Here is a 13,184-nt window from a genome sequence, read left to right on the forward strand (position 1 = left end):
GGAGCGCAACGGCGGGGTGGGGGACGTCGAGCTGCCCCAGGCCGGAGCCGAGCCCCCCGGGCGGGCGCCGGACAGTGTCGCCGGGATCGCCGCTCGGGACGGGAGCGGGTTCGGCGGCTACCGGGGCCTGGGCCGGGGGCGCCGACGGCGCGGGCGTGCCATGCGTCGGTGAGGGTGGCAACGGTACGGCCGTCCCGTGCGCCGGTGTGGTCGCCGGGTGCTGGACCGGCGGAGCGGGGGCCCAGGGGCCGGGTTCGCCGTAGGGCGGGGTGCTGTAGGGGTCGGGGTCGTGCAGGGGCTTGGGGCGTGCGTCGACGGGTTCTGCGGGAGCGGAGGCAGTGGAGGCGGGAGCAGCGGGAACAGGGGCCGCAGGGATAGGCGCGGCAGGAAGAGGGGTGGAGGGAACAGGGGTGGAGGGAACAGGGGTGGTGTCACCCGCCGAGGGGACGGAGGCCTCGGGGGCCCCGGTCGGCCGCGCCAGCTCGAAGTCGCCCTCGGCCGAAGCCGTGCCGTCGGCCGCGCTCGCCATGGGGCGCGCCAGCTCGAAGTCGCCCTTGGGCGAAGCCATGCCGGCGACCGCGCTCGCCGCGGGCCGCGCCAGCTCGAAGTCACCGTCCGTGTCGTCGGCCCGGCCCCGCTCGCCGGCGCCTTCAGGCGCCGATACGGCCGGCTCGGCCCCGCTCGCCTCGTCCGGCGTCGGTGCCATCCCGTCCGCCGGACCCGAAGGTCCCTGCGGTCTGGGTCGGTTCCACCACTTCGCCTTCGCGGGCTTCCCCTCGTTCATGCTCTGCTTCCTGCTCGCTGCTGACCATGGCTCGAGTAGGACGCTTCGCTCCGGGCCGCATCCGCACGGAGAACCGAACGGCGCCGCGTCGGCGGAGGCGGACGCAGGTGACCCCGGCTTCACGGCAGGCCGCAACCAGGAACGCCCTGGCGCCCGAACGCCTACTCGACTCTGCGCTGTCGCACTCAAGTTCCCTCAGGGAACCGGGCGACCCCGTCCTACCTCCCCCATCTGGCACGCGGCGTCAACGGCGGCCGCAGTTCCTCGACTCCGCGCCCGGCCCACCTGCACGGCGCGCGGCCCACCCTGGATTCAACCAGGTTCGTGGGCCGCTGCGCAGAGGCCGGGTCAGCGGCCGGTGGCCGGAGAGGTGGAGGGGGAGGAGATCGCGTCGGGGACGGGCGCGGCGAACAGATCGGGAGTCGTCGTGATTCCGGGGGTCGTCGACCACGCGGTCAGGGCGAGCGGCGGGTTCGCGCTGAGCGAGCGTATCAGCGGGGACATGGCGGCCGCGCCGGCCACGACGGGCGCCGTCAGGGTGTGCAGGTCCGCGTCGACGGGCTGGGCCGGCATGCCGGGCAGGAGCGGCGCCGACACCTCGGTCGGTGCCAGCGGGGTGTCGGAGGTTCCCTGGCCCTGCGCGAGGAGCGGGCCGACCGCACGGCGGCGCTGGTTCTCGGCTGTCGCCGCGGCGCCGGTGCCCTGGGTCCGGGCCGGCGTCACATTGCTGCCGCCCGAGCCGCCGCGGGCCTCCGCGTCGGTCGGCGCACTCGATGTGACACCGCCCAGCGCGATGGCGGCCAGCGACACCGCGCCCGCCGCGACGAACGCGAACCGCATCCGGGAGGACGCGGAGCGGTCGGCGTCCTGACGGCCCACGGGGTGGGTGCGGAAGCCGCTGTCGGTGGCGGGGAGCGCCGAGCCGTGCGAACGGGAAGGGACGTAGCCGAACTCGAAGCGGTCGCCGCGCTTCATGCCGAAGGCCCCGGAGGCGCCGGGTCGTCCGGACAGTCCGCCGAATCCTCCCCCGGGGAGTTCCTGAAGACGGGCCAGGAAACTCTCGGAGGGAGGCGGCGGGGCCGCCTCCGCGAAGACGTTCTTCAGCCGGCGCTGGGCGTCGACCTCGGACTTGCACCGGGCGCAGGTCGCCAGATGGGCCAGGACGCGCTCACGCGTCTCATGACCGAGCTCTCCGTCGACGAGGGCGGAGAGTCGGTCGCCAAGGTGCTGCTCGGCGAGGAGCCGTTCAGCCGGGTTGGGTCGGGAGCCACTCACGCGGTCGCGCCCCCTCCCCCCAGAGCGGCCACACGTGGCACGAAGGAGCGACGCTCGGCGCGCGCCTCCGGCGAACGGTGGGCGAGGGCCTTGCGCAGCTGCGAGCGGCCGCGGTGGATACGGGACCGCACGGTGCCGAGCTTGACGCCGAGGGTCGCGGCGATCTCCTCGTACGACAGTCCTTCGATGTCGCACAGGACGACCGCGGCACGGAACTCGGGCGCGAGCGTGTCGAGGGCCTGCTGGACGTCGGCGTCGAAGTGCGCGTCGTTGAAGACCTGCTGGGGCGTGGGCTCCTTGCTGGGCAGCCGCTCGGCCGCGTCCTCGCCCAGCGCGTCGAAGCGGATGCGCTGCTTGCGGCGGACCATGTCCAGGAACAGGTTCGTGGTGATGCGGTGCAGCCAGCCCTCGAAGGTGCCCGGCGTGTACGTCGACAGGGAGCGGAAGACGCGGACGAAGACCTCCTGGGTGAGATCCTCGGCGTCGTGCTGGTTGCCGGTGAGGCGGTACGCCAGTCGGTAGACGCGGCCGCTGTGCGTGCTGACGATCTCCTCCCAGGTGGGCGGAGTCCACGCCTGCCCGTCCGCGTCGGTGGAGAAGGTCGCGGTCTGGGCGTAGTCGCCGGCGTGGCTGTGGTCAGCGGTGTCGTTCACGGATTTCGGCCTGCCCGCCGATCCGAGAAAGCGCCGCAGCACTCCTCCCCGATCCACAGGCGCAGCCGCACCTCCCCTATCGGCTCTGGTGGTGTCCAGTGGAGCCCCTACCATAGCCACCTCGCCCGTTAGCTCCGGATAAGCGGTTTTACGAGAAATTGATCTGAGCTGGGACGGCTGATGCGCGTGCGTCAGCACTTGCTCGCGGCCCCGCTCTGCATCGTGATCCAACTGTGTCCCCCCGCTCGTCTTCCCACCCCTCTAAACGCCCGGTCCCATCTGCGGGTTCCCGCCCGCAACGGATACAGTCACGCCCAGGCAACCACGGGGACAGGAGAGGGTCATTACCGGCAACCGGCAGACGAGCTGGGCGTTCGCCGACGCCTACGTCGCCGAGGACGACGTCCTGCGCTGGGCCCGGGACCGGGCCCGTGAGGCGGGACTGCGCTCGGTGTCGCCCGGCACGGGCGCCGCGCTGCGACTGCTGGCCGCCTCCGTGGACGCGAAGGCGGTGGCGGAGATCGGTACCGGCACCGGCGTCTCCGGTATCCACCTCCTGCACGGCATGCGCCCCGACGGCGTCCTGACGACCGTCGACCCCGAGCCCGAGCACCAGCAGTTCGCCCGCCAGGCCTTCCGCGCCTCCGGCTTCGCCAGCAACCGCGCCCGCTTCATCCCGGGCCGCGCCCTGGACGTCCTGCCCCGCCTCGCGGACGCCGGCTACGACCTCGTCTTCTGTGACGGCGACCGGCTGGAGTTCCTCGACTATCTCGCTGAATCGTTGCGCCTGCTGCGTCCGGGTGGCCTCGTCGTCTTCGAGGGCGTCTTCGCCAACGGCCGCACGGTCGACTCGGGCCCCCAGCCCACCGAGGTCATACGCATCCGGGAGCTGCTGCGCGCGGTGCGCGAGAGCCAGGAGCTGGTGCCGTCGCTGCTGCCGGTCGGGGACGGCCTGCTGTGCGCGGTCAAACGCTGACCGCGGGCAAAGCAACGGCCCCGGCACCATGTGCGATGCCGGGGCCGCCGAAAGGGTAGGGGTCGCGTGCCGCGTCAGCCGACGACCTTCTTGAGGGCGTCGCCGAGCGCGTCGGCCTCATCAGGGGTCAGCTCGACGACGAGCCGACCGCCGCCTTCGAGCGGAACGCGCATGACGATGCCCCGCCCCTCCTTGGTCACCTCGAGCGGGCCATCGCCCGTCCGCGGCTTCATGGCCGCCATGCTCGTTCCCCTTCCTGAAACCAGCTCATAGTCAAAGCCGACGGCCCCATGGAGGGCACGCGCGTCTGGCATGAGACACGCGACACCGGCATCGAACACATTGCTTCCAAGCCATTATCCCGCATCTCAGGACCCGATGACCAACATCAGTCGGCATCGCTTGGGCAACGCACGCGAGCAAAACCACTCAATTCGGCGATGTGACTGCGATACTGCGCCGCCGCACCGGCTTCCGCCGAACGGAACCGGTCACGAATTCTTTGACGCAGGTCACACGTCCGGTCAGGGCCCTTGTCGATGATCTCCGCCATGCTGTCCTTCAGACAGGCGCGTACCGACCAGTACGCCCGAGCCACGACAGCGGAGGGGACACCCCATGGCCGACACCGTGCTCTACGAGGTGAGCGACGGACTCGCGACGATCACGCTGAACCGCCCCGAGGCGATGAACGCGCTGAATGTCGGGACCAAGGTCGCCCTGCGGGAGGCGGTGCGCTCCGCTGCGGACGACAGTGCCGTGCGGGCGGTGCTGCTGACCGCCGCGGGGGACCGGGCCTTCTGCGTGGGGCAGGACCTCAAGGAGCACATCGGGCTGCTGCTCACGGACCGGGAGACCGGGTCCAGGCAGACGATGAGCACGGTGCGGGAGCACTACAACCCGATCACGCGAGCGCTGGCCGGGATGCGGAAGCCCGTGGTGGCCGGGGTGAACGGGGTCGCTGCCGGAGCGGGTTTCGGTTTCGCGCTGGCCGCGGACTATCGGGTCGTGGCGGACACGGCGGCCTTCAACACGTCGTTCGCGGGGGTCGCGCTGACTGCCGACTCCGGTATCTCGTGGACGCTGCCGCGGGTGGTGGGGCCGGGCCGGGCAGCCGACCTGCTGCTCTTCCCGCGGAACATCAAGGCGCAGGAGGCGTACGAACTGGGTATCGCCAACCGGGTTGTGCCCTCGGCTGATCTGCGCGAGGAGGCCGAGAAGGTGGCGCGGGCGTTGGCCGAGGGGCCGACGGTGGCGTACGGGGCGATCAAGGAGGCGGTGGCGTTCGGGATGTCGCACTCCTTGGAAGAGACCTTGGAGAAGGAGGACGAGTTGCAGACTCGGGCGGGGTCTTCCGAGGACCATGCGATCGCGGTGCAGGCCTTCGTCAACAAGGAGAAGCCGAAGTACTTGGGCCGGTGAACTCGGGGCGGGGGCGCCGTCGGGGGCCAGGGGTTCGTCGTGGTTGATCGCGCCCACGCGGCGGAGCCGCAGATCGACACGGCCCCGCGCCCCTAAAGGGCGCTCCTCGCCACGCATGTCTCCAAGTGGTCGTCGACCAGGCCGCACGCCTGCATCAGGGCGTATGCCGTGGTCGGGCCCACGAAGCGCAGGCCGCGCTTCTTCAGGGCCTTGGACAGGGCCGTTGATTCCGGGGTGACCGCAGGGACGTCCGCCAAGGTCTTCGGGGCCGGGCGAGTCACCGGGTCCGGGGCGTGGGACCAGATCAGTTCGTCCAGGTCGCCGGGGGTCCAGTCGGCCAGTGCGCGGGCGTTGGCGAGGGTCGCGTCGATCTTGGCTCGGTTGCGGATGATGCCCGCGTCCGCGAGGAGCCGGTCTCTGTCGGCGTCCGTGAACGTCGCGACCTTGGCGATCTCGAAGCCCGCGAAGGCGGCGCGGAAGCCCTCGCGGCGGCGCAGGATCGTGATCCAGGACAGGCCCGACTGGAAGGCCTCCAGGCTGAGGCGTTCGAACAGGGCGTCGTCGCCGTGGACCGGGCGGCCCCACTCCTCGTCGTGGTACGTGACGTAGTCCGGGGTGGACAGGGCCCACGGGCAGCGCAGGGCACCGTCCGGGCCGGCGAGGGCCGCGCCGTCGCTCACTGCTGGTCCTCCTGATCGGGCTTCTCCATCGACACATGGCCTGCCGACGTCTGCGCCCCGGACAGCGCGGACTCCAGGTCGGCGATCCGGGCGTCGCGCTCGGCGAGCTCGGCGGCGAGACGGCTGAGGGCGTCGTCGACGTCGGACATGCGGTAGCCGCGGGCGGCGAGCGGGAAGCGGAGGCTGTCGATGTCCGCGCGGTCGAGCGGGCGGTCCAGCGGCAGCAGATCCTGGAGGCGCTCCGGTACGGCCTCCGGCAGCGGACCGTCGCCCTCGCCGCCGCCCACCACGGCGAGGGTCACCGCGGCGACCACCACGGCCAGCGCGATGACCAGGAACAAGAACATAACCATCGCGGCGGCCCCCACGGTCGGTGAATACGAACGGTCGGATCTGTCAGTGTCCGATCGTGCCATGCGACTCTGACAGTTAGGGTCGCAGGCGGCCGAAAGGCCAGGACATGCAAGGACGTGCCAGGGCGCACAGGGAGAGGTCACAGGGGATGCTCAGGCTGGGCAGGCGTGAGTTCGACACGCACGAGCCGGTGATCATGGCGATCGTGAACCGGACCCCGGACTCCTTCTACGACCAAGGGGCGACGTTCCGGGACGAGCCGGCCCTCGCGCGCGTGGAGCAGGCCGTGGCGGAGGGCGCCGCGATCATCGACATCGGCGGGGTCAAGGCCGGGCCGGGGGAAGAGGTGACCGCCGAGGAGGAGGCGCGGCGGACGGTCGGGTTCGTGGCGGAGGTGCGGCGGCGCTTCCCGGCTGTCGTGATCAGCGTGGACACCTGGCGGGCCGAGGTGGGGGCGGCCGTGTGCGAGGCGGGGGCGGATCTGCTGAACGACGCGTGGGGTGGCGTGGATCCTGGGCTCGCGGAGGTTGCCGCACGGTACGGGGTGGGGCTGGTGTGTACGCATGCCGGGGGCGCGGAGCCTCGGACTCGGCCGCATCGGGTGGCGTACGACGACGTCATGGCCGACATTCTGCGGGTGACCGTGGGGCTGGCGGAGCGGGCGTTGGCCTTGGGGGTGCCTCGGGAGTCGATTCTGATCGACCCCGGGCATGACTTCGGGAAGAACACCCGGCACAGCCTTGAGGCGACGCGGCGGCTCGGGGAGATGGTGGAGACGGGGTGGCCGGTGCTGGTGTCGCTGTCCAACAAGGACTTCGTCGGGGAGACGTTGGACAAGCCGGTGAAGGAGCGGGTGGTGGGGACGTTGGCGACGACCGCGGTGTCGGCGTGGCTGGGGGCGCAGGTGTATCGGGTGCATGAGGTGGCGGAGACGCGGCAGGTGCTGGACATGGTGGCGTCGATCGCGGGGCGTCGGGCTCCGGCGGTGGCGCGGCGGGGGCTGGCGTAGGGCTTTTCCTCGCCCCCGCCGCCCCTGCCCGTCCCATCCTGAAGGGGCTCCGCCCCTTCGACCCCGCCAGGGGGGTCCGCCCCCCTGGACCCCCGTCGGCCCTTAAGGGCCTCGTCCTCAAACGCCGGACGGGCTGAAAAGACCTAGCGCCCCGCCTCCTTCGACACCAGCGCCACCGCCTCCTCCACGTCGTCCGTCACGTGGAACAGGAGCAGGTCCTTCTCCGACGCCTTGCCCTGGGCGATCAGGGTGTTCTTCAGCCAGTCGACCAGGCCGCCCCAGTACTCGCTGCCGAAGAGGACGATCGGGAAGCGGGTGACCTTCTGGGTCTGGACGAGGGTGAGGGCCTCGAAGAGTTCGTCGAGGGTGCCGAGGCCGCCGGGGAGGACCACGAAGCCCTGGGCGTACTTGACGAACATCATCTTGCGGACGAAGAAGTACCGGAAGTTCAGGCCGATGTCGACGTAGGGGTTGAGGCCCTGCTCGAAGGGCAGCTCGATGCCGAGGCCGACCGAGATGCCGCCCGCCTCGCAGGCGCCCTTGTTCGCGGCCTCCATGGCGCCGGGACCACCGCCGGTGATCACCGCGAAGCCGGCCTCGACCAGACCGCGGCCGAGGCGGACTCCGGCGTCGTACTCGGGAGAGTCGACCAGTGTGCGGGCCGAGCCGAAGACGCTGATCGCCGACGGGAGTTCGGCGAGGGTGCCGAAGCCCTCGATGAACTCCGACTGGATGCGCAGGACCCGCCAGGGGTCCGTGTGGACCCAGTCGGAGGGCCCGCCCGCGTCCAGCAGTCGCTGGTCGGTCGTACTCGCCTTCACCTGGCTCCGCCGTCGGATGACCGGGCCCAGGCGCTGCTCCGACGGTGGCTGCTTCTTCCCCTCGGGGTTGCCGGTAGCCATGTGCGCTCCCTCCGCTGCGGGGCCTGCGAGTGTTGCAGGTCGTTCCACCTCAGCGTAGATCCACGTGGGTTACGGACGGGGGACGTGAGCATGACCGCCGTGAAGCGCCGTCCCGCCGGCCCTCGGCCCCGCGTCGCCGCCCCTCGTCACTACGCCGTGAGCCACGCCCTCAGCCGCTCCTCCCCCGCGAGGATCTTCGCCGTGTCGACGCGCTCGTCCCGCTTGTGCGCCAAGTGCGGGTTGCCGGGGCCGTAGTTGACCGCCGGGATGCCCAGGGACGAGAAGCGCGAGACGTCCGTCCAGCCGTACTTGGGGCGAGCCGTGCCCCCGACCGCCGCCATGAACGCCGCGGCCGCCGGGTGGGACAGGCCCGGCAGCGCGCCGCCGCTGTGGTCGTCCACCACGAACTCCTCCACCCCGCAGTCGGCGAAGACCTCTCGGACGTGCGCGACGGCCTCCTCCTCGGTGCGGTCCGGCGCGTAGCGGAAGTTGACGGTCACCACGCACTCGTCGGGGATGACGTTGCCGGCCACACCGCCCTTGATGCCGACCGCGTTCAGGCCCTCGCGGTACTCCAGGCCGTCGATCACCGGGTAGCGCGGTTCGTACGAGGCCAGGCGGGCCAGGATCGGGGACGCCGCGTGGATCGCGTTCGAGCCCATCCAGCCGCGCGCGGAGTGGGCGCGCTCGCCCTTGGTCTTCAGGAGCACCCTGAGCGTGCCCTGGCAGCCGCCCTCGACCTCGCCGTCCGACGGCTCCAGGAGCACCGCGAAGTCGCCCTCCAGCCACTCCGGGCGGGCCTCGGAGATGTGCTTGAGGCCGTTGAGGTCCGCGGTCACCTCTTCGTTGTCGTAGAAGACGAAGGTCAGGTCGCGGTTGGGGGCCGGGACCGTCGCGGCGATACGGAGCTGGACCGCGACGCCCGACTTCATGTCGCAGGTGCCGCAGCCCCAGAGCACACCGTCCTCGTCCAGCCTCGACGGGACGTTGTCCGCGATCGGCACCGTGTCGATGTGCCCGGCGAGGATCACGCGCTCCGGCCGGCCGAGGTTCGTGCGCGCCACGACGTTGTTGCCGTACCGGTCGACCGTCAGGTGCGGCAGGGCGCGCAGAGCGGTCTCGACGGCGTCCGCGAGGGGCTGCTCGGTGCCGCTGACGGAGGGGAAGTCGACGAGCTGCGCGGTGAGCTTCGCGGCGTCCAGCGTGAGGTCAAGGGAGGTGTCGGCCATGGAGCCGACCCTAACGCGCCTGGCCATCGGCCCACTTTTCGCACCGATTTTCCACAGCGCTCATACCCCTCAGTAACCTCAGCTACCTTGTAGGGCGTGCCAGAGCCGTCACCCTCCTCCAAGCGTCGTGGCCGCCTCCTCCGTCGTGGGGCGGCCTTCGTGGTCCTGCTCGCCGTCGCGGGGTATCTCGCGGTGCAGTACGTCACCGGCGGCACGGGCACACCGGGCTGCGAGGTCGTCTCGGGCAAGGGCGACGGGGCGCGCTACGAGTTCACGCCGGAGCAGGCGGTGAACGCGGCGACCATCGCCGCCGTCGGCACCGGGCGCGGGCTGCCCCAGCGGGCCGTGACCATCGCGCTCGCCACCGCGCTCCAGGAGTCGGGGCTGCGCAACATCGGCCATGGCGACCGTGACTCGCTGGGCCTGTTCCAGCAGCGGCCCTCGCAGGGCTGGGGCACCGAGAAGGAGATCCAGGACCCGATCTACTCGGCGGGCATCTTCTACGAGCACCTGGTCAAGGTCCGCGGCTATACGGAGCTGCCGCTCACCGTCGCCGCGCAGCGCGTCCAGCGCAGCGGCTTCCCGGAGGCGTACGCCAAGCACGAGCCGGACGCGACGCTGCTCGCCGCGGCCCTCACCGGACGTTCGGCGGCCACGCTGACCTGCGAGGGGCGCCTGGGTGCCACGCGCGCCTCGGGTCCGGACGCCGTACGGGCCGCGCTCGTACGGGACTTCGGGCAGGACGCGCTCCAGTCGGCCGGGGCCGAGGTGGGCGCCCGGAAGGCCGCGCCCTCGCCCACTCCCACCGTGATCCGGCGCGACGGGCGGACCGTCCTGCTTCCGGTGACCGGCGACTCCGGTGCCGGTGCCGGGCGCGGTGTCCGCGAGCGGGGCTGGCAGTTGGCCCACTGGGCCGTGGCCAACGCCTCCGATCTGCACATCAAGCGGGTCGCGTACGCCGGCCGGGAGTGGACCGCCGGGAACACCGACAGCCAGTGGCGGACCATCGCGGCGGCGGGCACTTCGGGAGCGGAGAGCAGTCTGGGCTCGGTCCGGATCGTGACGACCCCCTAGGACCCACCGGTCGTACGTGCCTGCCGTACATGCCTGCCGTACGCGCGGGCCGTACGCGCAGGAGTTCGGCGGCTCACTCGTGAGGATTACCCGAGGTGTCGGTCGGCGATGGTGTGGGCAGGTTTTGGCGCGGTCACCCCGCTATCGGCCAAAACCCTTGAGAATCAAGGGCTGTAAGGATTCGGCAGACTTTCCGGCGAGGATCTTTTTGCCCGTATTTATCCGCAGGCGATAATGCGACGCATTGCCAACTCTTTACGTTGCGGCGCCGCAACCTTCACGGGCTTCGAGCGGTAGTCACTGCGTCCGAGCCCGGAGATCAACAGCCAGTCGGTCAACTGCCGGGTGCGGTCGGACACTTCATCGTTCTCATCCGACATACCCGTCGAAGGAGCATCATGTCCCTCCCCCTGACCCGCCGGATCGCCCGTGCCGCGCTGATCGTCGCTGCGGGAGCGGCTGCCGGGGTCGGTGCGGCCGGCTCCGCCAGCGCGGCCCCCGAACTGCCCGACGCCACCAAGGTCGGCGGGCTGACCGCCCTGGACGGCGCGAGCGTCGTCGACGGCGCGGCCACCAACGCCACCGGGATCGCGGGTGGCGCCGTCGACACCGCGGTCGACGGCGCGCTGCCGACCGCCACGAAGGCCGGCGACAAGGTGACCAAGGCCGGCGGCAAGGTGACCAAGACCGGCGGCAAGGCCGCGAAGAAGGCCGTGCCGACCGCGACGAAGGCCGGCAGCAAGGTTGCGAAGAAGGCGACGCCCGCGGCGCAGCAGACCGCTGGTGGCGTGGCCGGGTCGGTCGGGACCGTCCTCGGTGAGGCGGCCGGTACCGCCACGCAGGGTGGCGTGCCGACGACCGGTTCGCTGCCGGTGCAGGCGCTGCCCCTCAGCTGACGACGGTCGGCTGACGCCGGGCTTGAGCCGACGGGGTCCAGGGAGTTCCCTGGGCCCCGTCGGCCTTTGTGCGTGCCCGCGTTCGCCTACGTCGGCAGGGGCCGGGGCGTGTTCGGACGGCATCCGGCACTGCAAGCTGTGCCCACCCGTTCCGCCCTGCGGAACGACTGCCCACAGCGGGAGCGGCGGTGGCCGTGGGCCCGGCAGCAGACGCGGGAGCCGCCCCAGACTGCGGGAGCCACCCCAGACTGCGGGAGCCACCCCAGATTGCGGGAGCCACCCCAGACTGCGGGAGCCGCCCCAGACTGCGGGAGCCGCCGCAGGCTGCGGGAGCCCGTGTTGCTATGCCAGGCGCTGTACCGCTGCCCGGACCCGCTCGTCTGTTGCCGTGAAGGCCACGCGTACGTGCTGGGCGCCCGCCTCGCCGTAGAAGTCGCCCGGGGCCACCAGGATGCCGAGATCGGCCAGGCCGGCGACCGTGGTCCAGCAGGACTCGCCCTTCGTGGCCCAGAGGTAGAGGCTGGCCTCGCTGTGTTCGATGCGGAAGCCGTGGGACTCCAGGGCCTGGCGCAGGGCCGTGCGGCGGGCGGCGTAGCGGTCGCGCTGGACGCGGACGTGTTCGTCGTCGCCCAGGGCCGCGACGACCGCTGCCTGGGTGGGTGCCGACGTCATCATGCCGCCGTGCTTGCGGATCTGGAGGAGGGGGCCGAGGACGTCCGGGTCGCCGGCCAGGAACGCGGCCCGGTAGCCGGCCAGGTTGGAGCGCTTGGAGAGGCTGTGGACGGCGACGATGCCCTCGTACGAGCCGCCGTTCACGTCCGGGTGCAGGACCGAGACCGGGTCGGCCTCCCAGCCCAGCTCCAGGTAGCACTCGTCGGAGAAGATCAGGATGCCGTGCGAGCGGGCCCACGCCACGATGCGGGTGAGGTCCGCCTTCGACAGGACCTTGCCGGTGGGGTTGGACGGGGAGTTCAGCCAGAGGAGCTTCAGGCCGGCCGGGTCCAGGTCGGTCGGGTCGTCGTAGACCTCGTGGTCGGCGCGGGCGAGACGGGCGCCGACCTCGTACGTGGGGTAGGCAAGGCGCGGGTGGGCGACCCTGTCGCCGGGGCCCAGGCCCAGCTGGGTGGGGAGCCAGGCGACGAGTTCCTTGGAGCCGACGACGGGCAGGACGTGCCGGTGGGTGACCTCGCGGGCGCCCAGGCGGCGCTCCACCCAGCCCGTGATCGCGTCCCGCAGCGCGGGGGTGCCCCAGACCGTGGGATAGCCCGGGGAGTCCGCCGCGTCGATCAGGGCCTTCTGGATCAGCTCGGGGACCGGGTCGACCGGCGTGCCGACGGAGAGGTCGACGATGCCGTCCGGGTGCGCGGCGGCCGTCTTCTTGTACGGCTCCAGCTTGTCCCAGGGGAAGGTCGGAAGGCGGTCGGAGACTGCGGACACGGGCTCTGGCTCACTTTCTGGTACTGCCGGTACTGGCCGTACTGCCAGTACTGCCGGATACGGCAACGCCTCGGTCCCGTACGGTGATCAAGGGCGATCAGGCCGTACGAGACCGAGGCGGCACGCTGTGCGGGTCGCCGGTGCGGACTACTCGGCCTGCGGCGGCAGTGCGGCGATGAAGGGGTGGTCCCGCTCGATCAGGCCCAGCTTGCTGGCGCCGCCGGGGGAGCCGAGCTCGTCGAAGAACTCGACGTTCGCCTTGTAGTAGTCCTTCCACTCCTCCGGAGTGTCGTCCTCGTAGAAGATCGCCTCGACCGGGCAGACCGGCTCACAGGCTCCGCAGTCGACGCATTCGTCCGGGTGGATGTACAAGGACCGCTGGCCCTCGTAGATGCAGTCGACCGGGCACTCCTCGATGCACGCCTTGTCCTTGACGTCGACACAAGGCTGCGCGATGACGTAGGTCACGCTGTCGTTCCTCCTCGATAGGGCG

Annotated in this window: 15 protein-coding genes and 1 pseudogene; 5 read left to right on the plus strand and 11 right to left on the minus strand. The window is 71.5% G+C overall.

The window, feature by feature from the left end:
* The 3 genes and pseudogenes from KUM44_RS40475 to sigE all read right to left on the minus strand — a co-directional run.
* Positions 1-784 (minus strand): annotated as a pseudogene (locus KUM44_RS40475) (hypothetical protein); the annotation flags it as partial.
* 348 nt (positions 785-1,132) lie between these two features.
* Positions 1,133-2,059 carry an anti-sigma factor gene (locus KUM44_RS40480; protein ID WP_217214765.1) on the minus strand — a complete coding sequence of 309 codons (927 nt, stop codon included), beginning with the start codon at positions 2,057-2,059 and terminating at the stop codon, positions 1,133-1,135.
* Positions 2,056-2,754, minus strand: a complete 699-nt coding sequence (sigE, locus tag KUM44_RS40485) for an RNA polymerase sigma factor SigE (RefSeq protein WP_037642843.1) — start codon at positions 2,752-2,754, stop codon at positions 2,056-2,058. The genes KUM44_RS40480 and sigE overlap by 4 nt, the downstream gene beginning before the upstream one ends.
* A 235-nt stretch (positions 2,755-2,989) precedes the next feature.
* On the opposite strand from sigE, the gene KUM44_RS40490 reads away from it, so the two are divergent.
* Positions 2,990-3,688, plus strand: coding sequence for an O-methyltransferase (locus KUM44_RS40490; RefSeq protein WP_308402834.1), 699 nt, complete (start codon positions 2,990-2,992; stop codon positions 3,686-3,688).
* A gap of 74 nt (positions 3,689-3,762) precedes the next feature.
* Here the strand turns inward: KUM44_RS40490 and KUM44_RS40495 are convergent, their stop codons facing one another.
* Both KUM44_RS40495 and KUM44_RS40500 read right to left on the minus strand, forming a co-directional pair.
* A complete protein-coding gene (locus KUM44_RS40495; RefSeq protein ID WP_003966491.1) occupies positions 3,763-3,930 on the minus strand; it encodes a DUF3117 domain-containing protein in 168 nt (55 codons plus the stop codon).
* 146 nt (positions 3,931-4,076) lie between these two features.
* Entirely contained in the window at positions 4,077-4,241 is a 165-nt protein-coding gene (locus KUM44_RS40500; RefSeq protein ID WP_217214766.1) for a baseplate J/gp47 family protein, read from the minus strand.
* 65 nt (positions 4,242-4,306) lie between these two features.
* On the opposite strand from KUM44_RS40500, the gene KUM44_RS40505 reads away from it, so the two are divergent.
* Complete coding sequence (locus KUM44_RS40505) at positions 4,307-5,110, plus strand: enoyl-CoA hydratase/isomerase family protein (RefSeq protein WP_217214767.1); 804 nt, start codon at positions 4,307-4,309, stop codon at positions 5,108-5,110.
* Between the two features lie 92 nt (positions 5,111-5,202).
* On the opposite strand, the gene KUM44_RS40510 is transcribed toward KUM44_RS40505, so the two are convergent.
* A complete protein-coding gene (locus KUM44_RS40510) occupies positions 5,203-5,790 on the minus strand; it encodes a DNA-3-methyladenine glycosylase I (RefSeq protein ID WP_217214768.1) in 588 nt (195 codons plus the stop codon).
* On the minus strand, positions 5,787-6,137 hold the full coding sequence (locus KUM44_RS40515) for a DivIVA domain-containing protein (protein WP_217214856.1): 351 nt from the start codon (positions 6,135-6,137) through the stop codon (positions 5,787-5,789). The genes KUM44_RS40510 and KUM44_RS40515 overlap by 4 nt, the downstream gene beginning before the upstream one ends.
* A 155-nt stretch (positions 6,138-6,292) precedes the next feature.
* Here KUM44_RS40515 and folP point away from each other — a divergent pair, with 155 nt between their 5' ends.
* Complete coding sequence (gene folP / locus KUM44_RS40520) at positions 6,293-7,153, plus strand: dihydropteroate synthase (protein ID WP_217214769.1); 861 nt, start codon at positions 6,293-6,295, stop codon at positions 7,151-7,153.
* A 143-nt stretch (positions 7,154-7,296) separates the two neighbouring features.
* Here folP and KUM44_RS40525 read toward each other — a convergent pair whose 3' ends face one another.
* The gene (locus tag KUM44_RS40525; protein ID WP_217214770.1) at positions 7,297-8,055 is read right to left on the minus strand and encodes a TIGR00730 family Rossman fold protein; all 759 of its coding nucleotides are present in this window, start codon (positions 8,053-8,055) and stop codon (positions 7,297-7,299) included.
* A gap of 149 nt (positions 8,056-8,204) precedes the next feature.
* Positions 8,205-9,284 (minus strand): succinyl-diaminopimelate desuccinylase, encoded by a 1,080-nt coding sequence (gene dapE, locus KUM44_RS40530; protein ID WP_217214771.1) that lies wholly within the window; start codon positions 9,282-9,284, stop codon positions 8,205-8,207.
* Positions 9,285-9,380: 96 nt separating this feature from the next.
* On the opposite strand from dapE, the gene KUM44_RS40535 reads away from it, so the two are divergent.
* On the plus strand, positions 9,381-10,358 hold the full coding sequence (locus KUM44_RS40535; protein WP_217214772.1) for a heavy metal transporter: 978 nt from the start codon (positions 9,381-9,383) through the stop codon (positions 10,356-10,358).
* A 398-nt stretch (positions 10,359-10,756) separates the two neighbouring features.
* A complete protein-coding gene (locus KUM44_RS40540; RefSeq protein ID WP_217214773.1) occupies positions 10,757-11,254 on the plus strand; it encodes an ATP-binding protein in 498 nt (165 codons plus the stop codon).
* A gap of 342 nt (positions 11,255-11,596) precedes the next feature.
* On the opposite strand, the gene KUM44_RS40545 is transcribed toward KUM44_RS40540, so the two are convergent.
* The gene (locus KUM44_RS40545; protein ID WP_217214774.1) at positions 11,597-12,691 is read right to left on the minus strand and encodes a bifunctional succinyldiaminopimelate transaminase/glutamate-prephenate aminotransferase; all 1,095 of its coding nucleotides are present in this window, start codon (positions 12,689-12,691) and stop codon (positions 11,597-11,599) included.
* Between the two features lie 147 nt (positions 12,692-12,838).
* Positions 12,839-13,159, minus strand: a complete 321-nt coding sequence (gene fdxA, locus KUM44_RS40550; protein WP_030929316.1) for a ferredoxin — start codon at positions 13,157-13,159, stop codon at positions 12,839-12,841.
* Between the last annotated feature and the right edge of the window lie 25 nt (positions 13,160-13,184).

The sequence above is a fragment of the Streptomyces sp. AC550_RSS872 genome (assembly GCF_019049285.1).
Classification (GTDB): domain Bacteria; phylum Actinomycetota; class Actinomycetes; order Streptomycetales; family Streptomycetaceae; genus Streptomyces.